The organism is Corynebacterium sp. HMSC06C06, from assembly GCF_001807295.1.
GTDB lineage: Bacteria > Actinomycetota > Actinomycetes > Mycobacteriales > Mycobacteriaceae > Corynebacterium > Corynebacterium striatum.
Genome location: NZ_KV788516.1, coordinates 1,216 through 22,166 on the forward strand (window position 1 = coordinate 1,216; position 20,951 = coordinate 22,166).

19 protein-coding genes and 1 CRISPR repeat array are annotated in these 20,951 nt (G+C 61.8%); of the genes, 12 read left to right on the forward strand and 7 right to left on the reverse strand.

The window, feature by feature from the left end; translation table 11 throughout:
- Positions 1–2: 2 nt before the first annotated feature.
- Positions 3–580: direct repeats of the CRISPR family, unit length 27 nt; unit sequence GTCCGCCCCGCGTAAGCGGGGATGAGC.
- 626 nt (positions 581–1,206) lie between these two features.
- Positions 1,207–2,472, reverse strand: coding sequence for a carboxylesterase family protein (locus HMPREF3153_RS10230; RefSeq protein ID WP_070420779.1), 1,266 nt, complete (start codon positions 2,470–2,472; stop codon positions 1,207–1,209).
- Between the two features lie 45 nt (positions 2,473–2,517).
- On the opposite strand from HMPREF3153_RS10230, the gene HMPREF3153_RS10235 reads away from it, so the two are divergent.
- Positions 2,518–2,730: a hypothetical protein gene (locus tag HMPREF3153_RS10235; RefSeq protein ID WP_046646236.1), complete on the forward strand. Its 213-nt coding sequence runs from the start codon at positions 2,518–2,520 to the stop codon at positions 2,728–2,730.
- Between the two features lie 11 nt (positions 2,731–2,741).
- Positions 2,742–2,918 (forward strand): hypothetical protein, encoded by a 177-nt coding sequence (locus HMPREF3153_RS12780; protein ID WP_005528392.1) that lies wholly within the window; start codon positions 2,742–2,744, stop codon positions 2,916–2,918.
- On the opposite strand, the gene malQ is transcribed toward HMPREF3153_RS12780, so the two are convergent.
- Positions 2,911–5,025: a 4-alpha-glucanotransferase gene (gene malQ / locus HMPREF3153_RS10240; RefSeq protein ID WP_246817197.1), complete on the reverse strand. Its 2,115-nt coding sequence runs from the start codon at positions 5,023–5,025 to the stop codon at positions 2,911–2,913. The two genes, HMPREF3153_RS12780 and malQ, sit on opposite strands and share 8 nt — an antisense overlap.
- 91 nt (positions 5,026–5,116) lie before the next feature.
- On the opposite strand from malQ, the gene HMPREF3153_RS10245 reads away from it, so the two are divergent.
- Positions 5,117–6,958 (forward strand): AMP-dependent synthetase/ligase, encoded by a 1,842-nt coding sequence (locus tag HMPREF3153_RS10245; protein WP_005528394.1) that lies wholly within the window; start codon positions 5,117–5,119, stop codon positions 6,956–6,958.
- Between the two features lie 154 nt (positions 6,959–7,112).
- On the forward strand, positions 7,113–7,799 hold the full coding sequence (locus HMPREF3153_RS10250) for a hypothetical protein (protein WP_005528395.1): 687 nt from the start codon (positions 7,113–7,115) through the stop codon (positions 7,797–7,799).
- A 105-nt stretch (positions 7,800–7,904) separates the two neighbouring features.
- On the opposite strand, the gene HMPREF3153_RS10255 is transcribed toward HMPREF3153_RS10250, so the two are convergent.
- The 3 genes from HMPREF3153_RS10255 to HMPREF3153_RS10265 form a co-directional block, all read right to left on the reverse strand.
- Positions 7,905–8,750 (reverse strand): DUF559 domain-containing protein, encoded by an 846-nt coding sequence (locus HMPREF3153_RS10255; RefSeq protein ID WP_070420781.1) that lies wholly within the window; start codon positions 8,748–8,750, stop codon positions 7,905–7,907.
- A 234-nt stretch (positions 8,751–8,984) separates the two neighbouring features.
- Positions 8,985–10,043, reverse strand: a complete 1,059-nt coding sequence (locus HMPREF3153_RS10260) for a CNNM domain-containing protein (protein WP_070420782.1) — start codon at positions 10,041–10,043, stop codon at positions 8,985–8,987.
- On the reverse strand, positions 10,043–11,431 hold the full coding sequence (locus HMPREF3153_RS10265) for a hemolysin family protein (protein WP_070420783.1): 1,389 nt from the start codon (positions 11,429–11,431) through the stop codon (positions 10,043–10,045). The genes HMPREF3153_RS10260 and HMPREF3153_RS10265 overlap by 1 nt, the downstream gene beginning before the upstream one ends.
- Positions 11,432–11,583: 152 nt before the next feature.
- Between HMPREF3153_RS10265 and hemW the strand changes: the two genes are divergently transcribed.
- The 6 genes from hemW to ybeY are packed head-to-tail and all read left to right on the forward strand — an operon-like array spanning position 11,584 to position 17,324.
- A complete protein-coding gene (gene hemW, locus HMPREF3153_RS10270) occupies positions 11,584–12,717 on the forward strand; it encodes a radical SAM family heme chaperone HemW (protein ID WP_070420784.1) in 1,134 nt (377 codons plus the stop codon).
- A gap of 44 nt (positions 12,718–12,761) precedes the next feature.
- On the forward strand, positions 12,762–13,790 hold the full coding sequence (hrcA, locus tag HMPREF3153_RS10275; protein WP_070420785.1) for a heat-inducible transcriptional repressor HrcA: 1,029 nt from the start codon (positions 12,762–12,764) through the stop codon (positions 13,788–13,790).
- Between the two features lie 52 nt (positions 13,791–13,842).
- On the forward strand, positions 13,843–14,988 hold the full coding sequence (dnaJ, locus tag HMPREF3153_RS10280) for a molecular chaperone DnaJ (protein WP_005528424.1): 1,146 nt from the start codon (positions 13,843–13,845) through the stop codon (positions 14,986–14,988).
- The gene (locus tag HMPREF3153_RS10285; RefSeq protein WP_070420786.1) at positions 14,988–15,710 is read left to right on the forward strand and encodes a 16S rRNA (uracil(1498)-N(3))-methyltransferase; all 723 of its coding nucleotides are present in this window, start codon (positions 14,988–14,990) and stop codon (positions 15,708–15,710) included. The genes dnaJ and HMPREF3153_RS10285 overlap by 1 nt, the downstream gene beginning before the upstream one ends.
- Positions 15,711–15,719: 9 nt before the next feature.
- Positions 15,720–16,718 (forward strand): PhoH family protein, encoded by a 999-nt coding sequence (locus HMPREF3153_RS10290; protein WP_049062578.1) that lies wholly within the window; start codon positions 15,720–15,722, stop codon positions 16,716–16,718.
- Positions 16,719–17,324 carry an rRNA maturation RNase YbeY gene (gene ybeY, locus HMPREF3153_RS10295; RefSeq protein ID WP_070420787.1) on the forward strand — a complete coding sequence of 202 codons (606 nt, stop codon included), beginning with the start codon at positions 16,719–16,721 and terminating at the stop codon, positions 17,322–17,324.
- A gap of 59 nt (positions 17,325–17,383) precedes the next feature.
- Here ybeY and HMPREF3153_RS10300 read toward each other — a convergent pair whose 3' ends face one another.
- Positions 17,384–18,130, reverse strand: coding sequence for a hypothetical protein (locus HMPREF3153_RS10300; RefSeq protein ID WP_070420788.1), 747 nt, complete (start codon positions 18,128–18,130; stop codon positions 17,384–17,386).
- Positions 18,127–18,825, reverse strand: coding sequence for a MerR family transcriptional regulator (locus tag HMPREF3153_RS10305; RefSeq protein WP_070420789.1), 699 nt, complete (start codon positions 18,823–18,825; stop codon positions 18,127–18,129). The genes HMPREF3153_RS10300 and HMPREF3153_RS10305 overlap by 4 nt, the downstream gene beginning before the upstream one ends.
- A gap of 192 nt (positions 18,826–19,017) precedes the next feature.
- On the opposite strand from HMPREF3153_RS10305, the gene pdxY reads away from it, so the two are divergent.
- Both pdxY and HMPREF3153_RS10315 read left to right on the forward strand, forming a co-directional pair.
- Positions 19,018–19,866 (forward strand): pyridoxal kinase PdxY, encoded by an 849-nt coding sequence (gene pdxY / locus HMPREF3153_RS10310; protein ID WP_070420790.1) that lies wholly within the window; start codon positions 19,018–19,020, stop codon positions 19,864–19,866.
- A gap of 183 nt (positions 19,867–20,049) precedes the next feature.
- Complete coding sequence (locus tag HMPREF3153_RS10315) at positions 20,050–20,943, forward strand: endonuclease domain-containing protein (RefSeq protein WP_070420791.1); 894 nt, start codon at positions 20,050–20,052, stop codon at positions 20,941–20,943.
- Positions 20,944–20,951: the final 8 nt, after the last annotated feature.

Below are 20,951 nucleotides of genomic sequence, written 5' to 3' on the forward strand. Positions count from 1 at the left end.
GAGTCCGCCCCGCGTAAGCGGGGATGAGCCCACCGGCAGGCCCATCACCCTCAGCCCTGATGAGTCCGCCCCGCGTAAGCGGGGATGAGCCCCTTACTCTCTTCTTTACCCCTGGTGGGGTACTGTCCGCCCCGCGTAAGCGGGTATGAGCCCCGAGTCGATATAGCCGACGAAATACGTCTCACGTCCGCCCCGCGTAAGCGGGGATGAGCCCTGATTGCCACCCCACCGCTTGCCGGTTTCTTTGTCCGCCCCGCGTAAGCGGGGATGAGTCCGCCAGCTCCATCTGGTTAAGTTTGTCCAGTTCGTCCGCCCCGCGTAAGCGGGGATGAGCCCCGTGATTCTATTTACCGTAACGTGTTTGAACCGTCCGCCCCGCGTAAGCGGGGATGAGCCTAGGGTGCGCTGCAAATAATCCCGGTCGTGGAAGTCCGCCCCGCGTAAGCGAGGATGAGCCCAGTGGGGTGGACTCACACACCACTGGTATCGCGTCCGCCCCGCGTAAGCGGGGATGAGCCCGACTGGCGGGACAACAACAGCCCATCGGAGACGTCCGCCCCGCGTAAGTGGGGAAGAGCGCTTCCATTCTGCTGTGGAAGGTACAGAAAGAAAGTCTGACCTGTGAAACGTGGGGATAAGATTTTTCTGTTAAGAAATACCCGTTTGCCCCACAGTTTTCCGCGGATTTGGAAGAGTGTTTTCTGCGGAACGTAGTTTTCAAAATCGGACCACACGGTCCCTACATCCTCATCACAAGATACGAGCAATCCCCATTTATGTTTTCGCAGAGGAAGCGGATGACCTGGACGTACTCGAGTCTGTTGGAAGAAATGCAACATGGTGCTGGAGTGAAACCCTATACAGCGTCGAAGCGACGTTGGTTATCTTCGCATACATTGATGACGTCCATGTTGCTACTGGGCCAGTGGAAGATCATTGCTCTAGATCTTGAATTGAGTCACCGAGCGCTGTGCGAGGCGGGGTTGTGAGGATTAGCGGTCGGATGCTCAGTGTGGTTTTAGTAAATGTATTTATCTGCCTTGAAAGTTTGAGCCGTCCCAACTTTTAACCGCCAGGGGAAGAAACTTCTGCTGCGACTTTTTGTTCATTGCGGCAGAGCTACTTGGCCGCCGTAGCTGCGTAAATAGGCAAGGTTCCCAAGCGCTGCCGGCGCTTCGGTAACACTCAAATGAGTAGTAAGAAGGCTTAGCCGGAAAAAGCAGCCCCGACGTAATCCAAGCTGCCATGCGCTACGCGCTCGTTCCCGCTATCAAGGTTGTATTCCCATATAGCGTGGTCAGGGCGGTACTCGGGGAATCCAGTGTGTCCAGTGCGCACAAAGTTGTGAAGCCACGAGTTGAGCGTGCGCGCAGACTCGCCGTCGCGGACGCCGAAGATGAAACGTAATTCTTCGCAGTGCAAAGCAGGGCGACCACTGCGGGTAAACTCGATCATCCAGGTCGGCCCGGGGGCGTCGTCAGCTGCTTGTGCCACCCAGCGGCGAATGTTGGCATCACCAATCATTCGTCCCAAGGGACGTTCTTTGTCGATGTAGCTTGCGATCTGGCGCCACGGACCCAACGAGTTGGGTGGGAAACCAAATTTAGGTGCCATCTGGCGTAATGCAAGGCCACGTAGTGGGCTGGAGTCGGTTTTTTGTGCAACGGGAATGCCATAGAACTCGTCGCGGGTCGAGCCAACCACTAGGGGAATGTCGACCATCTCAGTGGCATCGAAAGGTGCCGGCCCCAACGCCATACCAAGATTGTGTTTTTTACGGAATTTGGAATAGCCGTCCGCCAGTTTGTCTTGCGGCAGCGCTGCCAAGGATTCTCTTGTGACAGGAACACCGAGTGCGCGGCGCAGGCTGGCTCTCCGCTTTTCATTGGACTCAAGAGGAAACGCGGGCGACAGCGCCACCACGCGGCGGAAAGCACCCTTGTAGTGGTCGCGGCGCATCAGCCACAGGGCGGTGGTGGCGCCGGCGGACTGGCCGATGACGGTGACGTTTGTGGGGTCGCCGCCGAAGGACTCGATATTGCTCTGAATCCACTCCAGCGCCAGCTGGCAATCGTCGATGCCGCGGAAGCGGAAGGACTCATCGTCGTGGAACTGCGCGAAGCCCTGCAGGCCCACGCGGTAGCCTACCTGGACCTGGATGATGCCGGCGCGCGCATTGGCGGTGCCCTCCGCGCGGGGATCCTCATGGGTGCCGTTCTCGTAGCGGCCGCCGTGGATGTAGACCAATACCGGCGCGTCAGTGGCCTGCTGGGGCGCGGTGATTGTCAGCGCCACGGCGTCGGGACGCGGCGTGCGTGCGTCTAGGTCGCGGGCTGCGTTGAGCTTTACTGCGTTCTCAAAATCGCCCGGGATGAGGGAGTAATCCACGGAGTGGAAATAGTTGACGTCGCCCTCGGTGTAGCCGGTGATGGTGCCGGCGGGGCAGGAGACATGAACTGGCGTGCTAGACATACCCGTCAGACTACCGGGCAGCGAACTGGGCTAGAATCTCGCCTTATGGAATGGTGGACAAATCTTACTGGCGTGCTCTCGCAAGCCATGGTGCAAGCGCCCGTGTGGGTGCAGATATCCGTGCTCATCGTCATCGCCGTTCCGCTTCTGGCCATCGCGGCGTGGTGCCTGATGTTCGTCGTCGATTTCGTGGGCCGCCCCCGCTTCCGTGGGGCCGCAACGGGGCCCGAAATCCAGAAAACCAACTCCACGCGCTAAGGTAATAAATCATGTCAACGCCAGAACAACCGCGGCACGACGATCCGCGCGAAGGGCTCTGGGACCCAGAACGCACCGTCCCTGCCGCCCCGCGCAAGCGCGCCCTGCCCAAGTCACGCGTGAGTCTGACCCTGTGGGCGATGATCGCGCTCGTCGTCGTGGTGGCGCTTATCGGTTTGTTTACCTAGCGCTGGCCTCAGCCACGCGCTGGAACAGCTCGTTGCCCGCTAGGTCCTCGATGAGGATGGGGGTCCCGGCGGCGTCGCAAAGCGGAATGCACCAGTTAGGGTAGAGGTCCTTCGTGGTGCCCGGCTGGTTCTGCGCGCGCACGTCACCAACCATGTCCACCAGGCTCGTGCACGTCAGCGCGGAGGGGGTTCCCGTGACGTACTTGTGCAAAGCCACCACCAGATCCGCCTCACTGCCACGGTCGCTGCGCTCTGCCGTGCGGAAGTCGCGCTGCGGCAGGAGGCCGGCCGCCGCCACCTGGTCCAACACGCGGGCCTGCCACTCGCGGTCGTCGGCCTCTTCCTCCACCACAGAGCGGGTGAGAACGCCCAAGCGAGCGCGCAGCGAGATGTGATCGCCGCGCAGGTAAGCCAAGGTCGGCGGAAGATCGTGCGTGCCCACAGAGGAAAGCGCTAGGCGGCGGTACTCCTGCTGCGGAAGCGGAGACTCGTTGTCCTCGGAGCGCTCGAACCACACGATGGAGGTGCCCAGCACGCCGGTCTCAGCCAGCGCATCCTGTACCCATGGCTCCAGCGTGCCTAGGTCCTCGCCCACGAGCACCGCGCCGGCACGCTCTGCCTCGAGGGCGAGAACACCGAGCATGGCCTCATGGTCGTAATAGACGTAGGTGCCGTTGAGCGGCGAGGTCATACGCGGAATCCAGAACAGGCGGAACAAGCCCAAGATGTGGTCCACGCGCACGCCACCGGAGTGACGCAGGATGGTCTGCAGCATCTCGCGCCACGGGCGGTAGCCAGACTCCGCCAAGCGCACCGGGTGCCACGGCGGCTGGGACCAGTCCTGGCCCTGCTGGTTGTAGTCATCCGGGGGAGCGCCCACGGAGCTCTGCGGCACGAGGTACTCAGCGAGGTTGATGGCATCCGCGCCGCCAGGGTGCACGCCCACGGCAAGGTCGGTGACCAAGCCGATGCGCATGCCCGCCTCCTTGGCGCGGCGCTGCGCGGCGGCCAGCTGCTCGTCGCACAGGAACTGCAGCCAAGCGTAGAACTGGGCAAGGTCGCCGGCTTCTTCCTCGATGGCATGGCGCTGGCCGGTGCGGCGCGCCAACTCCTGCTCCGCGCACCATAGAGCGAAAGCGCTTAAGCCCTCGCCCTCGCTGCGCTGGTACTCCGCGAACTCGTTCTGGCGCTGCGGGGTGAAGTTGAGGGAGAAGAGCTCCTTGAGTACCTGCAGCTTGGCCTCGAAAATTGTGTCGCGCTCGATTTCGTCGGCGCTGCGGTTGCGCTCGCGGAACTCGGCGGCGAGCTCGCGGACGTCGTCCTGCAGGACCGGGTCTAGCTGCGACAGCTCCGGGATGTCCTCGATGTGGAGGTAGAGCGGATTGATGAAGCGGCGGGTGGTGGGCAGGTACGGCGAATCCTCCACTGGCGGCAGTGGCTCTGCGGCATGCAGAGGGTTGATGAGCAGGAAGTCGGAATACGGTGCCAAGGTCTCCGCGAGGCTGCCCAGGTCGTGGAAGTCACCGATTCCCCAGGACTGCGCCGAGCGCACCGAATACAGTTGCGCCATGACTCCGGCTGCCGGCTTGTCCAGGTAGGGGTCCGCGGTGGTCAGTCGCGCCGGGGTGATGATGAGCGGGCAAGAGTAGGACCCGATCTCCGGGGAGGACATGTGGATCTCGTGGAAGCCCAGCGGCAGATCACCTGGGATGTGAAAGGTGGCCTCGCCCCAGTGGGTACCGGCGACGTTGGCAGTTGGCGCGTCGTTGGGGTCCTGGTAGACATCGCGCGCGCCGCCCTCTTCGAGCTCAATGTGGATATCCACCGGTTGGCCGGCACGCACGTGGACGTCGAACTGCTTCTCGACGCCCTGCTTGCTCACCACGCACGGGGGTAGCGGGCGGGAGGAGCGCTCGAGGTAGTCCTCATAGAGCAGTGAAGTCAGGCGGGACTCGTCGGCGCGGTCCTCTACGCTGACGCCCAAAGCGCGCAGGGTATAGGTAATAGTTTCATCCGTTACATGAACGGGGTAGCCGGATTGGGAGGAATACGAGCTGGCAACGCCATGGCGCTGAGCTAGTTCTTCGAGCAGTTCACGGGTAGTCACAACGCCACATTCTGCCATGGCTTAACAGCGCGTGCCTGGGGATCGGTTGGTAGAGTGGGCTGGAATTACCTAGCTGTGCGAAAGGACACCCGTGACACTGCAAGAAGCGCACACTCCTGCGAAGTTTGAAATCGAAGACGGCGAAACCTGTCTGACCCGCATGATGGCCACGGCGAAGGCGCGCCCACACGGCGTGATGTTTACCCGCCCGGCCAGCTATGAGTGGGTTAACGTCACTGCCAAGCAGTTCGTCGAAGAGGTCTACGCAGTGGCAAAGGGCCTTATCGCCGCCGGCGTGGAGCAGGGGGATCGCGTGGTCTTGCTGTCGAACACCCGTTACGAGTGGTCGCTGCTGGATTTCGCTATCTGGGCTGCTGGTGCGGCTTCGGTGCCGATCTACCCGTCTTCTTCACTGTCCCAGATCCAGTGGATCGTGGAGGACTCCGGCGCTGTCCTGGCCATCACCGAGTCTCGCGAGCACTCCGAGCTGGTGGCGCACCTGAAGCTGCAGGATGACGGCAAGCCGGCGCTGAAGAATTCGCCTTCGCAGCTGCGCCGCATCCTGGAGATCAACTCCTCGGCCATCGACACATTGATGTTTGAGGGCCGCGAGCTTTCTAACGACGTCGTCGATGCGCGCATTGCTGCCACCAAGACCGACGACCTTGCCTCGCTGGTTTACACATCCGGTACCACCGGCCGCCCGAAGGGCTGCATGCTGACCCACCGCAACTGGCTGGCTGAGACCTTAGGTCTGCTGACCAACCCGATTGGCGGCATTGCGGTTCCAGGCAACCACGTTTTGACCTTCCTGCCGCTGGCACACGTGCTGGCACGTGCAGTATCCCTGGCCGTTGCCATGAGTGGTGCTTCGCAGAATCACTGGTCTGACTTCAGTACCATCACCATCGAGTTCCAGCGCTCCCGCCCGAACCTGATTCTGGGCGTGCCGCGCGTGTTTGAAAAGGTGCGCAACGGAGCCGCTGCCAAGGCTAAAGACGGCGGAGCCGTCAAGGGGGCCATCTTCCGCGAGTCGGAGAAAGTGGCCATCGAGTACTCGCGTGCGTTGGACACAGCGGAGGGGCCAGACCGCGTGCTGCGTGCAAAGCACAAGCTCTTTGACCGACTGGTGTACTCCACCATCCGTGAAGCGATGGGCGGCGAGGTAAAGTACTGTATCACCGGTGGTTCGGCGATGAGCCATGACCTGCTGCACTGGTTCCGCGGAATCGGCGTGACGATTTATGAGGGCTACGGCCTAACCGAGGTTGCCGCGGCGGCAGCCGTGGACTTTGAAAACCAAAAGATCGGCACCGTGGGCCCACCGCTGGAGGGAACCACCATTCGCGTCAATGATGAAGGCGAAATCCTCATCAAGGGTGACATCGTGTTTAAGGGCTACTGGAACAATCCGGAGGCCACCGCAGAGGCTCTCGAGGACGGCTGGTACAACACCGGTGACTTGGGTGAAATCATGGACTCTGGGCACGTGGTGATTACGGGCCGCAAGAAAGACCTCATCGTGACGGCGGGCGGCAAGAACGTCTCGCCTGGCCCAATGGAAGACATGCTGCGTGCGCACCCGCTTATTTCCCAGGCAATGGTGGTGGGTGACGGCAAGCCGTTCATTGGCGTGCTGCTGACCCTGGACGAGGACGCGTTGAAGCGGTGGAAGGCTGAGCACAACATCCCGGCCAACCGCACGATGAAGGAAGTGGCTACCGACGCCACCCTGCGCGCCGAGATTCAGGACGCCATTAACCAGGTCAACACCACCGTTTCTCATGCGGAGGCCATCAAGAAGTTCTTCATCTTGGAGTCCGACCTGACTGAGGAAGACAACGAGCTGACCCCGACCATGAAGGTCAAGCGTTACGTGGTGGCGCAGCGTTATGCGGCTGCCATTGACCAGATCTACTCCAGCTCGAAATAGCTGAGGTTCCTACCGCTTGCCGGTCCCGCAAAAATCACGCCTGTGAATTTCTTCGGAGTGTCGCGCAGATCCTTCACAGGATCTGGAATAAAGTCAGCACTCGTTACAGAAAGTCTCAACCTCAACTAGAGGTTAGTTTGCGGAAAGGACCGGCATGCACAAAATCGCCGCCGAACTACGTCACCGCGAGCTGACCCAAGAGATTTACAACATCGGCGACGAAGTAGTTGAGTACATCGAGCACCTCATCGAAGCGATTGAGGACTGGGACGATGAACTTGCACTCGACTGTTTGGCAGAACTCGGCGACATCGTCGAGGACGCCCGCGTCGATTCCGGCCGCTGCGTAGGTGAGCTCATCGGGCTGCGCCACGCGCTGGTCTCCGGAGTCCGCTCCGGCACCATTTCCGCTGCCGCTTCCGGCAACAACGACATCGCCGAGCCAGAGCAGCTCACCGCGCGCAGCCTCGACGCGCAGTTCTCCATCGATTCTCCGACCATCGTGGTCTCTGAACTGGCAGCCACCCTGCGCGGCCGCACCGAAGCCGTGGCAGCTTACCTGCGCGAGCTAGTGGACTACGTGCTTGATCAAACCGACGCAGTGGCCCGCAACCTCGACATGGTCTCCCTGCCGCACCTCTACAAGCGTGCCGGCCAGTCCGCGCTCATCGCGGTTCAGGCTTGGCGCCACACGGTTGTGGAGGCCCACCCGGCTTATGTCCGTACGATGCGCGGCCGCAACTCGCCGCCTTTCCTCGAGGAGCGTGCTCGCATCAACGCGGTAGTCGCCCGCGTGCGTGCCAAACGTGAGGCCGCCCGCCAGGCTGCGACCACCGCGTAGGCCGCGTAGACAGTGCCAGAAATAGACTTCCTTGTTGCCAACACACAAGGAGACAGCAACACCGCCGAATCCCTCTTTCGGCGGTGTTTGTCTTTTCTCCTTCCTTTAGGCGACCTGAGCTTTCGCACGCAGCACCATACGCAGCGCTTTGAGCAAAGACTCCGGCTCGGCCAGCAGTTGCTCCGGCGTAAACTGCAGCACCCGGAAACCCAGCGCGCGTAGGTACTCCGTGCGCTGGGCGCGTCGCTGGAAGACGCCGTGGTGTGCGACCTCGATGATGATCTTGCCCCCGACGAGCAGCTCCGCCTCGATTCCTGGGGCCACGTGCGTGCGTGGAACTGCGGCAATGCCTGCGTCAAGGATAAGAGCGCGGGCTGATGATTCATAGGGGGAGCGGGGCAGGCTGCTGGCGGCGTCGATGACGCGGCGTACGACTGCTGCGCCATGCACGCGGCCGAGGCTCGCTAGGGCGTCGCGCAGCGCTTGCTTCGTGGTGCGCATGCGCAGGGCTGAATCTGCTGCGATCAGGCCGGGGTGGAAGCCGTGGTAGCGAGCGACGTCAACGACCGCGCGTTCCATCGTGACCACCCGCGCGCCGTCAATGCTAAGTGGCGTTCCCACTGTGGTCTTGCGGTAGTGGCGGCCAGGAGCATTGCGGTTGTGGCGGGGCAAACTGCGCCCGGGCAGCGCGAGTTCGACGGGCTCCTTGGCGGAGTCGGTGGGCAAGAGCCAGAGGTCGTGGAGACGGGCGGCGGACTTACTAATGAGGACTGCGGAATAGGAGCTGCGCGCGACGGCGATGCACTCGAGGCGCTTGCGTTCGCAGGCGCTGAGCGCGAGGTAGGCGTCTCGGTCGACGGCCATGCGGGGTGCTAGTTGTAGGAGTGAGCCGGTCTTGACTTCTTCGTGGACGTGGGGCTTGGTGCGATGAAGTGTTTCTAAAAGCGTCATGGGCTTAGCTTCGCGCGCGTTGTGACGCTGGCGCTAGCCCCAGTTTCTAAAGCTGTGGATAACTTGTTGTGTACGTCAACAAAAGGCGGCTTGGGGGAGAGCGTTGAGGCGCTTTTCCACAAACCCAGCCCTGGAAATGCAGACCTTGAGGTCGCGATCCGCTGCGCTTGACGACGCCGCGATCACGACCTCAGGGTTTCGGCTTTCAGATCTGGGTATTTGCGGGGCTAAACGCTAGACCTGTGGGCCCGGAGTCACCTGGTCGAGCTGCTCGGTAATCTGAGGCCACAGCTGACCCATGATGTCGTCCCAGGTCAGGATCCACATTGCCTTGTCCTTGTCGGCCTTGCCCACGGCCACGAGTTGCTCGTTGCGAGCGCGCATGTGGTCCAGCGTCTTCTGGACGGTCAGCGTCGAGGACACGGTGAGCGCCGGGCGGGAGAATTCGAGGACTGGGGTTTCGGGTTCGGCTAGCAAGGTATCGCGAACGTGCACGATGCGCGGGACGCGGGAATCCTTAGGGAAGACCAGCACGCGCATGATGGACTTGCGGCGCACCAAGTCATGTAGGTCGGCCACGGTGGAGTCGGATGGCAGCGGGACAACCTGCGAGCCGAGCTCACGGGCCAGCGCACCCACGGTGGAGGCCTCGAGCTCGATGACGCCGGTGATTTGGTTCGCGGAGTCGTCGTCAAGCGTGCCGGTCTCGCGGGAGTGCTCCACCAAGTGGCGCAGGGTCTCGGCGTCGTAGCCGGCGGCGCCAGCGCGGTCGACGGGCTCTTCGCCAGCCCAGATGACCATCTTGTTTGCCATGGAGTTGATCCACTTCAGCAGCGGGCGGAAGAGCCAAATGAAGCCGCGGGCTGGCACAGCAATGAGCTGTAGGGCCGTCTCTGGGTGGGTAATAGCCCAGGACTTCGGGGCCATCTCGCCGATGACCAAGTGGAGGAAGGTGACCACGAACAGGGCCAAGATGAAGGAGACCACGTCGGCCACGCCCAGCGGTAGGCCGGCAGCCTCCAACGGGTGCATCAGAAGGTGGTGAACCCATGGCTTGGTCACGGCACCCAACACGAAGGTCGCGGCCGTAATACCCAGCTGGGCGCCGGCCAACATGATGGTCAGCTCGTTGAGCGAGCGCAGGCCCGCACGCGAGGCGCGGGAAGACTCAGCGGTTTCCTCCAAGCGGTTGCGGCGCGCACCCATCAAGGAGAATTCGATAATGACAAAGAAGCCTGAGGCCGCGATGATGAGCAGCGTGACGATGACATTAAACCACCAGGTATCAGTCATTATGCTTCCTTCTTTTCCGGCTCGTGTCCGTCGGGGTATTCCTCAATCAGCTCCAGCGCTAAGGTCGACGGCACGTGGCGGTCAATCTCCTCGACGCGCATGTGCAGCTTTCGCACTGGGGCATCGTCGCGCTCTACCCAGTCATCCGGTTCCGCCTCGAGTTCAATCGTGTACTCCTCACCCTCCTCAGGCAGCGCGCCGGAGTGGGAAATCAGCAGGCCGGCCACGGTCTCGAAGTCGCCTTCCGGCAGGTCGTGGCCAATGGCGCGCTCGATCTCGTCGATTGGCGTATCGCCGTCGACCAACCAGTGGGAGTCATCCTGCTCGGTAATTTCCTCGGTCTCTTCTAGGTCGTGCTCGTCGGTGACGTCGCCCAGAATTTCCTCCGCGAGGTCCTCCATGGTCACGATGCCCACAAAGCCGCCATATTCGTCGATGACGCAGGCGAGCTTTTCGCTGGCGTCGCGCAGTTCGTTCACGACGTCGGGAAGCGGCATGAGCTCCGGAACCACAACGGGTTCCTGCATGACCGCGGTGGCTGCGGTGGCGTCGGGAAGCTGCGTGCCCAATACGTCGAAGAGGTGGACCACGCCGATGGGGTTGTGCTCGTCGTCGATGATGGGGTAGCGGGTATGGTTCACGGACATCATCTCGCGGACTTCGCCAATGGTGGTCTCCGGATCGATGACGTCAACGCGGGAGCGCGGAATCATCGCGTGTCCCACGTCGTGTTCTGGGAAGTCCAGCAGGCGGTCGAGGACCAAGTAGGTGGCCTCGTCCAGCTCGCCGGCCTCGTGGGAAGCATCCACGATGGATTCGAGGTCATCGGTGGTGGCAGATGAGTCAACGTCCGCTACCGGCTCGATGCCGAAAAGCTTCAGAATGGCATTCGAGGAGTACTCGAAAAAGTGGATGAGCCAGCCGAAAATGCGCAGGTACCACATGGTGGAGGTGGACAGCCACAGGGCGGTCTTCATCGGTGCTGCGATGGTGTAGTTTTTGGGGAAGAGCTCCGCAAAGAGCATTGTGGCAATGGTGGAGATAAACAGTGCGGCCACCGTACCGATGGTGACGGAGACGGCGACGGGAACGCCGGCGTCGCCAAGCAGCTCGCCCAAACCACGGCCCACAAGGGGTTCTGCCACGTAACCGATCAACAGGCCGGTGATGGTGATACCCAGCTGCGCGCCGGAGAGCATGAAGGACGTGCGTTGGGTGATGTGCAGCGCTCTAGCTGCGGTTTTATCCCCCTCGGCGGCCTTCGATCGCAACTGCGTGCGGTCCACGGACATGAATGAAAATTCCTGCGCAACGAAGTACGCATTCGCGACGATAATCAGGCCAATGACCACAAATCCCGCAAGGATTAAAAGGATTGCTTGCAACATGGCCTACCCCGCCTGCCAATCTTTAAGGCGGGGACATCGACTCGGAGGTTCCACTGAAGGTGCCTTTCTATTTGTGAGAAACTGCTGAATAGACTACATGCTTAAACGACGCGGTGGTCTAATTAGTTCCCTGCCGCGCTAGGCTTTAGGACATGACCGCTCCCTTTGGCCTTTATATCCATGTCCCATTCTGCTCCTCACGCTGCGGTTATTGCGATTTCAATACCTATACGCCAGGCGAATTGGGTGGCGACCTGACCGAGGAGTACCTCGACGCCTTGGAGTGCGAGCTGGGGATGGCCGCGCAGCAGGTAGGCAGGCCGGCCGAGACCGTGTTCATCGGCGGCGGCACCCCAAGCATGCTGGGAGCGCAGGGGCTCGGCCGCATCCTAGGCCGCGTCAAGGAGACCTTTGGCTTGGCGCCTGGCGCCGAGGTGACCACGGAGTCCAATCCGGAGTCGACGGACCCGCGCTATTTCGAGCAGCTGCGCGAGGCGGGGTTTACGCGCATTTCGCTGGGCATGCAATCGGCGTCGTCAAGCGTGCTCCAAGTATTGGAGCGCGCGCACACCCCAGGCCGCGCGTTCGACGCCGCCCGCGAGGCCCGCGCCGCAGGTTTCGAGCACGTCAACCTCGACATGATTTATGGCACGCCCACCGAAACCGACGACGACGTGCGCCTGACCCTGGATCGCGTGCTGGAGACCGGCGTGGATCACGTCAGCGCCTACTCGCTCATCGTGGAAGATGGCACCCGCATGGCGCGCAAGGTCAACAAGGGCCTGCTGCCTGCCCCCGACGAGGACGTGCTTGCAAGACGCTATGAGGCCGTCTCTGCGACGCTCGAAGCGGAAGGCTTCGAGTGGTACGAGGTCTCCAACTGGGCCAAGCCCGGCGGGGAGTGCCAGCACAACCGCATCTACTGGGTGGACGGCAACTGGTGGGGGGCGGGACCTGGCGCTCACTCGCACCTAGGCAACGAGCGCTTCTACAACGTGAAGTTGCCCCGCCGCTACAACGAGATGCTGGGCCGCGGCGAGCTGCCGGTGAAGGAACGCGAGACGCTTACCGACGCCGAGCGGCACATGGAGAAGATCATGCTCGGCCTGCGCCTGCGCGAGGGCATTCCGGCTGGCTGGCTGGGCAGCGGCGCGGAGCCGGTCATCGCGGACTACATCTGCCGTGGGTTGCTGCAGCGCGCCGGCGATCGGCTGTGCCTGACCAAGCCAGGGCGCCTTTTGGCAGATGGCATCATCACCGACTTGTTGGTTGCCGAGGAAGCTTAAAGGCCACCTTAAAAGCCTCGGTGAAGGTAGGTAACATAGGGCGCATGTCCAATTCCACTGATGCTCGCCGCCGCGAGGTACTGCGCGCCATTGTGGCGGACTATATTGCCTCCCAGGAACCCGTGGGGTCCAAATCGCTGCTGGAGCGTTATCAGCTGGGCGTTTCCTCCGCCACCATCCGCAACGATATGGCGGTGTTGGAATCGGAGGGGCTGATTGCTCATGAGCACACCAGCTCCGGGCGCGTGCCCACGCAGAAGGGCTACCGCCAGTTCGTCGATTCGTTGCACGACGTAAAACCCTTGTCTGCTTCCGAGCGCCGCGCCATGCTGACCTTCTTGGAAGGCGGCGTCGACTTGGAGGACGTCCTGCGCCGCAGCGTGCAGCTGCTGGCGCAGGTGACCAAGCAGGCAGCGGTGGTGCAGATGCCCAACCTCAAGGTTTCGCGCGTGAAGCATTGCGAGGTCGTGGCGCTGTCGCCAGTGCGCCTGTTGTTGGTGCTCATCACGGATAACGGGCGCGTCGATCAGCGCAACGTCGAGCTGGACAGCATCATCGACCCAATGCAGACCGCGCGTCTACGAGAGTCTCTCAACAATGCGCTGGAGGGCAAGACGCTAACCGACGCCTCGGTGGAACTTGCCAGCCTCGTCGAGACCTCCCCGTCGGATATCCGCCCGCACGTGCTCAATGCGGCCACGACTCTCATCGAAACACTGGTGGAGCGTCCCTCCGACCGCCTGATTCTGGCGGGTACCTCTAATCTCACGCGGATAGCGCGAGATTTCCCGGAGGGGCTGCCCTCGCTCATCGAGGCCCTTGAAGAGCAGGTCGTGGTGTTGAAGCTTTTGGCCCGCGTGCCGGATTTGGGCAACGTCTCTGTGGTGATTGGCGAGGAAAACGAAGAGGATCAGCTGCGGCAGGCCTCCGTGGTCGCGACTGCGTACGGAGCTGGACGTGAAACACTCGGCGGCCTTGGCGTGGTGGGGCCCACGTATATGGACTACTCGGGAACAATCTCCAAGGTCTCTGCTGTTGCACGCTATGTAAGCGAAATTTTGGCCGGCGAGTAAGCTGGCACGGATACTTTCCCCGTGACTCTATATTTAGAAGGACTTTTGTTAAGTGGCTCGTGATTATTACGGAATCCTTGGTGTAGAAAAATCCGCTTCCGACGCCGAAATCAAGAAGGCGTATCGCAAACTTGCGCGCAAGTACCACCCAGACGTCAACCCGGGAGATGACGAAGCTGCCGAGAAGTTCCGCGAGGCCTCCCTCGCGCAGGAAGTGCTCCTCGACCCACAAAAGCGCCAAATCGTGGACATGGGCGGTGACCCCATGGAGGAACGCGGCGGTGGAGCAGGCTTTGGCGGTGGCTTCGGTGGCGGCGGTCTTGGCGATATCTTCGCTGAGTTCTTCGGCGGCGCGGCCGGCGGCTCGCGTGGCCCGCGTTCCCGCGTGCAGCCGGGCAACGACGCATTGCTGCGCACCACCATCACCCTGGAGGAGGCGTTCTCCGGCCTGAAGAAGCAGGTCACCGTGGACACCGCTGTGATCTGCGATCGCTGCGAGGGCACCGGCTCTGCTTCCAAGGCCAAGCCAGTTACCTGCCAGGGGTGTGGCGGCATGGGTGAAATCCAGGAGATGCAGCGCAGCTTCCTGGGCAACGTCATGACCACCCGTCCGTGCCCACAGTGCCAGGGCTTCGGTGAGGTCATCACCGACCCCTGCAATCACTGTGGCGGCGACGGCCGCGTGAAGAAGCGCCGCGATCTCACCGTGAACATCCCGGCTGGCATCGGCGACGGCATGCGCATCCGCATGGCCTCTCAAGGCGAGGTCGGCCACGGCGGCGGCCCTGCTGGCGACCTGTACGTGGAGGTCTCCACCAAGCCGCACGCGGTCTTCGAGCGCAACGCCGACGACCTGCACCTGACGGTGCGCGTGCCTATGGTGGACGCAGCGCTGGGCACCAACTTCACCATCGATCAGCTAGATGGCGAGGAACTCAACATCGACATCGAGCCGGGCACCCAGCCAGGCGAGTCCATCAAGGTCGAGGGCAAAGGCATGCCGCGCCTGCGCACCGATGGCTTTGGCAACCTGTTTGCCCACGTCGATGTCGTGGTTCCGAAGGAGCTCGACAAGAAGACCCGCGAGCTGCTCGAGAAGGTCCGCGATTCCCGCGACGAGGGCGCCCGCGTGCGTGAGTCCGGCGACGGCCAGGAGGAGTCCTTCTTCTCTCGCATCCGCGATAGGTTCCGCCGCTAATGTCGCTGCCGGTCTTTATCCACCCCGATCTTTCGCAGGCCCGCGTGGGCGAGCCGGTGGGGCTCGACGGCGTGGAGGGCCGCCACGCGGTGACGGTCAAGCGCCTTAGCGTAGGGGAGCGGCTCAAGCTCATCGACGGCACGGGCACCGCCGCCCTGGCCACCCTCCAGTCCGTTTCGGGCAAGGATCATTTGGCCGCGCTTGTCGACGCCGTGACTTTTGCGCCCGAGCCCAACCCCCGCGTGGTAGTGGTGCAGGCCATCCCGAAGTCTGAGCGCTCCGAGCTCGCCGTGGACCTTGCCACCCAGGCCGGCGCCGACGAAATCATCGCGTGGCAAGCCGATCGCTGTGTGGCCAAGTGGGATGCCAAAAAGGCGCCCAAGGCCTTGGCCAAGTGGGAGGCAGCAGCGATTGCTGCCGCGAAACAGTCCCGCCGCGACCGCATCCCGGCGGTCTCTGGGCCGCTGACCACGCCGCAGGTCGCGCAGCTCATCGCCAGCCAGACCGCCTACGTGCTGCACGAGGAGGCCACCGCCTCCATCAAGGACGTCCCGCTGGAGGGCACGGTCTACCTGCTCGTCGGCCCAGAAGGTGGAATCGGTGCGGAGGAGCTGGAGCGCCTCGGCGCGCAGTCCATCAAGCTTGGTCCTGAGGTCTTGCGCACGGCGTCGGCAGCCATGGTGGCCCTTGCTGCAATCGGCACCCGCACTGACCGCTGGTAGCCTGTGAGAGTGCCTATTATCACCAAGAAGTTTGAGCTCGACTCCGTCTACGTAGCCACGGTGCTGGGCAGCGCGGACGATAATCTGCGCGTGCTCAATAACCTGCTGGACGCGGACCTATTCGCCCGGGGAACCACCGTTACGGTTACCGGCCCTGACTACGAGGTAGCCCGCGCCGCAAAGGTCCTTGAGGAGCTCGAGGCCATCGCGCGCCGCGGCCACTGCGTGAGCACCGATACCGTTAAGCACACCGTGGACATGGTGGCTGTTGATGCCCCGCAGTCGGTCTCCGCGGCGCTGGCGGCGGACATCGTCAAACGCCGCGGCAAGTCCGTGCGCCCGAAGACGGTGGGCCAGTCCGAGTACGTCCAGGCCATCGATGACAACACCGTGGTCTTCGGCATCGGCCCGGCCGGCTCCGGCAAGACCTACCTGGCCGTGGCCAAGGCGGTTCAGGCCCTGCAGACCAAGCAGGTCTCGCGCATCATCTTGACCCGCCCGGCCGTCGAGGCGGGAGAGAAACTGGGCTTCCTCCCGGGAACCTTAAATGACAAGATTGACCCGTACCTGCGCCCGCTTTACGACGCCCTGCGCGACATGCTTGACCCCGAGATGATTCCGAAGCTCATGGAGGCCGGCATCATCGAGGTCGCCCCGCTGGCGTACATGCGTGGCCGCACGCTGAACGACGCCTTTGTCATCCTCGACGAGGCCCAAAACACCACCCCGGCGCAGATGAAGATGTTCCTGACCCGTCTGGGCTTTGGCTCCAAGATCGTGGTCACGGGTGACATCTCGCAGGTGGACCTCCCACGCGGCCAGGTCTCCGGCCTGCGTTTAGTGCGCCGCATTTTGGAAGGCGTGCCGGATATTCACTTTGCGGACCTGGGCTCGGGCGACGTGGTCAGGCACCAGCTCGTGAGCCGCATCGTCAACGCTTATGATGCCGCTGAGGCGAAAAACGCCGCTAAGAACGCAGCGTCCAAGTACGTAGAGGAAGGCGAATAAATGTCCATCGAGTTCATCAACGAGTCCGGCTTTGAGGGCGTCAACGAGGAGATGCTCATCGACGTTGCATCCTTTGCCTTTGGAGCCATGGACATCAACCCGGACGCCGAGTGCACCATCACCGCGGTCGACTTGGAGACTATTGCGGACCTGCACGTGCGCTGGATGGACCTCGAGGGCCCAACCGACGTCATGAGTTTCCCCATGGATGAGATCACGCCGGGCGCGTTGGGCACGCGTCCCGACGCCCCCGAAATGGGCCCGGCCATGCTCGGCGACATCGTGCTCTGCCCTGAGTTTGCCCTGCGCCAAGCCAATGCGGCGGGCCACTCGCTGGGCCACGAGCTCGCGTTGCTGACGGTGCACGGTTGCCTCCACCTGCTGGGCTATGACCACGCCACCCCGGCGGAGGAAAAAGAGATGTTTAGCCTGCAGAACGAGCTGCTGGCTGATTGGTACGACGACCTCGCGGCCCGCGGTGTGAGCTACCAGCCCAAGCCCTCGGGCCCCAAGGCCTTCCCCGACGCGGCCGAGCGCGCCAACCTCGACAAAGAGGTCCCCGGCGGCGGCATCCCCCCAGTTGCCGAGCCGCGCCGCGAGGATTAGTCGAGCGGCTTAAAGCGGCGGCCATGGGCTTGAACCATGGCGGTAGTTAGAGTGACCCGCTAAGCAGATCGTGAAATAGCCGTGATTGCTTCTGACGGAGCATCAAACCAGACCTGCACGTGGTTGACATGCGACAGCTGTTCCTTCTGCCACGGCCACTTTGGCGCTGGCACGAGCAGTGGCGATGCAAGCTCGATGTGAACGTTGCTCCCGTTGCCGTTTCCTAAAATCAATGTGTCTTCATCAATTGCATATCTCTCATGGGAGTAACCCCGTGACAGGGTGATGTTCGCGATTTCTCCCGCGGCAATGCTCGCTACTTCCTTACCCGCATGCCGCAGCACCAACGTCCCATCAACGAAATGTGGATAGGTGTAGGCGGCGCCAAAGATTCCCCACAGCAAGATGAGCGAATAGAGGGAAACAACGAGGATTAGCGCGCGCAGCCATGCCCACGGCACCAGAAGCTCGATCGCAATGCATTCAATCCCAGTCGCTCCTGTAACCGCAGCCGGAATCACCCACCAACCGCGATGGGAGTCGAGCACTTTGCCCGAATACCGCCGCTGCCGTAGTAGTACGAGTACACATGTCTTCAACATACGGAGCTCGGCCCTCACTGCTTGTACCGGCGCAATATCCTCGTCGCGGTTGATGAAAAGAAAAGCGGCAGCCAGAAGAAGCTCTAGAGCGATGACTCCCGTAACGATCACGGTTCCTCTTCCGCCGCCAGCAATGAGGACATAGAGTTCTGCCGCCAGGACGGCACCAATGAGGACCGTGAAAACCAGCGATCTAGCCTTCATCGCCGTACCAATTCCAAGGCCACCAATTGGCCTTTACGGGCTGAGATGTCGCGCGGCTGGAGCTCCAAATATCCGGGCCGCAACGTTGCGAAAACTCCGTTCATGACGCCTTCCTTATAGGACTTGAACCACTGTTCTGCGAGTTCATCGCACTCCGGACCAGGTTCGGTCTCACCGAGCTGTTTCCACCGTTGATGCTGCGCCCTAATCCTTGAGACACATTGAGGCGAACTCAGATTTGTCTCAAGCACGCGCCACGTCTGAGCCGTAGCAACTCCGGAATAAGCCATGAGACTCCATGCATCAACTTCTTGTGCAATCTCGACTTCCGACAGCCCACTTTCGGCGAGAACTTCTTTCAAAAGAACCATCAATCCGTGAGGAGCCGGTCCCGGCGGATTATCCCTGAGCCGAATGAGTCGCGCACGTTGCTCTTCCAGATTTGCGACTCGTCGCTCTATTTCTTTAAGCGCCGCATCGTACAACGCATCTTCGGGCTCTCCGGTCAGGGATTTGAGCGGAATCCCTGCCACGGCCAGCTGCCGAACCTTCACTAACGCAGCAAGGTCTGCGAGCGAATAGTCGCGATATCCGTTTGCCTTACGTTCCGGCTCCGGGACCACGCCCCGTTGGTGATAGTGGCGAATTGTGCGCACGCTGCAGCCCAACGCTCGAGCGACTTCGGAGATCTTCATAAGGCTTTTATAAACTATGACGCCACGTCAAGGTCAAGAGATTTCAAGAATGAGCGATGCAAACATTCCCAAACTTCCGTGGCTTAGTCGAATTCGTAGACGAGGCTGTCCTCCCTCTCCTGCGGGCACCCGAGAAAAATTAAATCCGCGATTTCTTTTGTGCGGTCCGTGAAATAGAGCAAGATAGGTGCCATGAATATTCTTTCGATCCAGTCCCATGTCACCTACGGCCACGTCGGCAACTCTGCTGCAGTCTTCCCGCTCCAGCGCGCGGGCCACGAGGTATGGCCGGTTCACACGGTGAGCTTCTCCAACCACACCGGCTACGGCGATTGGGGCGGACCACTCATCCCAGCTGCTGATGTCACTAGCATTATCGACGGCATCGAGAAGCGCGGCGCCTTTGAGAAGATCGACGCAATCCTCTCTGGCTACCAGGGTGGTCCGGATATTGCAGGCGCTATTGTCGACGCCGTGACCCGCATCAAGGCCGTCAACCCCAAGGCCCTCTACGCGTGCGACCCAGTCATGGGCAACGCGAAGTCGGGCTGCTTCGTCTCGGACGAGATTCCGCCGCTGCTGCGCGATAAGGTCGTGCCGGTGGCTGACATCATCACCCCGAACCAGTTCGAGCTGGGTTACCTGACTGACCACGAGGTCGGCACCTTGGAGCAGACCCTCGAGGCCGTGAAGGCTGCGCAGGAAATCGGCCCGAAGACCGTGCTGGTCACCTCGGTAAAGCGCCCGGAGACCCCGGAGGAGACCATCGAGATGCTCGCCGTGGACGGCGACCGCGCCTTCATCGTGGCCACCCCGTTCCTGCCGTTCAAGCGCAATGGCTCCGGCGACGTCACTGCGGCGCTGTTCACCGGCCACTACGTGGAGACTCACGACGTAGAGCTCGCGCTCAAGCGCACTGCGTCCAGTGTCTACGATCTGCTGCACAACACCTATGAGGCAGACTCGCAGGAGCTGCAGCTCATTGAGTCGCAGGACGTGTTCGCTAACCCGCAGATGCAGTTCTACGTCGAGGAGCTTTAGCGCCCCCGCCCCACGCCTTTTGGCAAATACCCAGACCTGGAAATGCAGCTTTCTGGTGGAATGCGGGACGTCGGCAAGCGCGGCGAAAAACGAACAGGAGGTCTGGGTGCCCAGCCCTGGGGATTTGACCATCCTGGCCGCACTTGCCGCGCGCCAGCACCCACCGCCGGTTAAAAGTAAGGCATGGACAACGCGTTACTTTTTGACACAATCGACGCCCACCTTATTGACCTTCGCCAACTATCCAACGAAGACCCGTGCTGGCTGCAGATGCACCACGGAAAAATCGTGCGCGCGGCCTGGTGCTTCGCGCTGTCGAAGCAATTCTGGAACCGGCTCAAACCCTGGGAACGCGACATAGCGCGGGTGTATATCCACGCACGGACCGTGCATAAAGCTGTGCTGATCGGAAAGCCCGCGGCTCTGATACACGGCATTCCCACCATTAGCCGCCCCACCGAATACCCAGCAGTGCTGCCCTCGGGCTCGGTACCGCAGAAATCCAAGGGGCATTTCTTCGCTTATAAAGCTGCCCGCCTGCACGGGCAGACCACCACTGTGTACGGCATTAAGCTCACCTCGCTGGAACGTACCGCGATTGACATGGCCCGCCTGCACGGCTTCGAAGAGGGGCTGGTCGCCGCGGATTATGTGCGTGCACAGGTGGGCCGCCGTCGCATGCAGGATACGTTGGGCGCGCTGGGCCGCGTCAAGGGCGTGGCGACGGCACGCGCCGTGGTGGCCGCGACCGTGGTTGATTCTGAGTCGCCGTGGGAGTCCTACGCCCGCGCGTTGTTGCTGCGTGCAGGCATAAACGTGCGCACGCAGTACGTTGTGGGCAAGTACCGCGCTGATTTGGCAATTGACGGCTGGTTGCTCATTGAAATCGACGGCGATGTCAAATACCAAGACAAGCCTGTGGAGGCGATTCGCGCGGAGCACCGCCGCCAGAAGGAGCTGCTCAACATGGGTTATGTGGTCCTGCGCTTTAGCCCGGAGGAGTTGCGCGCCCGGCCGGAGGAGTTTGTCGCGACGGTGCGCCGAATGTTGGCGATGGGCCCTAGGCGCGCCGCATAGTTACCCAG

Excerpts from the sequence above, each read along its gene's own strand:
- HMPREF3153_RS10230 (WP_070420779.1), bottom strand. The coding sequence starts at position 2,472 with ATGTCTAGCACGCCAGTTCATGTCTCCTGCCCCGCCGGCACCATCACC.
- HMPREF3153_RS10235 (WP_046646236.1), top strand. The coding sequence starts at position 2,518 with ATGGAATGGTGGACAAATCTTACTGGCGTGCTCTCGCAAGCCATGGTG.
- HMPREF3153_RS12780 (WP_005528392.1), top strand. The coding sequence starts at position 2,742 with ATGTCAACGCCAGAACAACCGCGGCACGACGATCCGCGCGAAGGGCTC.
- HMPREF3153_RS10250 (WP_005528395.1), top strand. The coding sequence starts at position 7,113 with ATGCACAAAATCGCCGCCGAACTACGTCACCGCGAGCTGACCCAAGAG.
- HMPREF3153_RS10255 (WP_070420781.1), bottom strand. The coding sequence starts at position 8,750 with ATGACGCTTTTAGAAACACTTCATCGCACCAAGCCCCACGTCCACGAA.
- HMPREF3153_RS10260 (WP_070420782.1), bottom strand. The coding sequence starts at position 10,043 with ATGACTGATACCTGGTGGTTTAATGTCATCGTCACGCTGCTCATCATC.
- HMPREF3153_RS10265 (WP_070420783.1), bottom strand. The coding sequence starts at position 11,431 with ATGTTGCAAGCAATCCTTTTAATCCTTGCGGGATTTGTGGTCATTGGC.
- hemW (WP_070420784.1), top strand. The coding sequence starts at position 11,584 with ATGACCGCTCCCTTTGGCCTTTATATCCATGTCCCATTCTGCTCCTCA.
- hrcA (WP_070420785.1), top strand. The coding sequence starts at position 12,762 with ATGTCCAATTCCACTGATGCTCGCCGCCGCGAGGTACTGCGCGCCATT.
- HMPREF3153_RS10285 (WP_070420786.1), top strand. The coding sequence starts at position 14,988 with ATGTCGCTGCCGGTCTTTATCCACCCCGATCTTTCGCAGGCCCGCGTG.
- ybeY (WP_070420787.1), top strand. The coding sequence starts at position 16,719 with ATGTCCATCGAGTTCATCAACGAGTCCGGCTTTGAGGGCGTCAACGAG.
- HMPREF3153_RS10300 (WP_070420788.1), bottom strand. The coding sequence starts at position 18,130 with ATGAAGGCTAGATCGCTGGTTTTCACGGTCCTCATTGGTGCCGTCCTG.
- HMPREF3153_RS10305 (WP_070420789.1), bottom strand. The coding sequence starts at position 18,825 with ATGAAGATCTCCGAAGTCGCTCGAGCGTTGGGCTGCAGCGTGCGCACA.
- pdxY (WP_070420790.1), top strand. The coding sequence starts at position 19,018 with ATGAATATTCTTTCGATCCAGTCCCATGTCACCTACGGCCACGTCGGC.
- HMPREF3153_RS10315 (WP_070420791.1), top strand. The coding sequence starts at position 20,050 with ATGGACAACGCGTTACTTTTTGACACAATCGACGCCCACCTTATTGAC.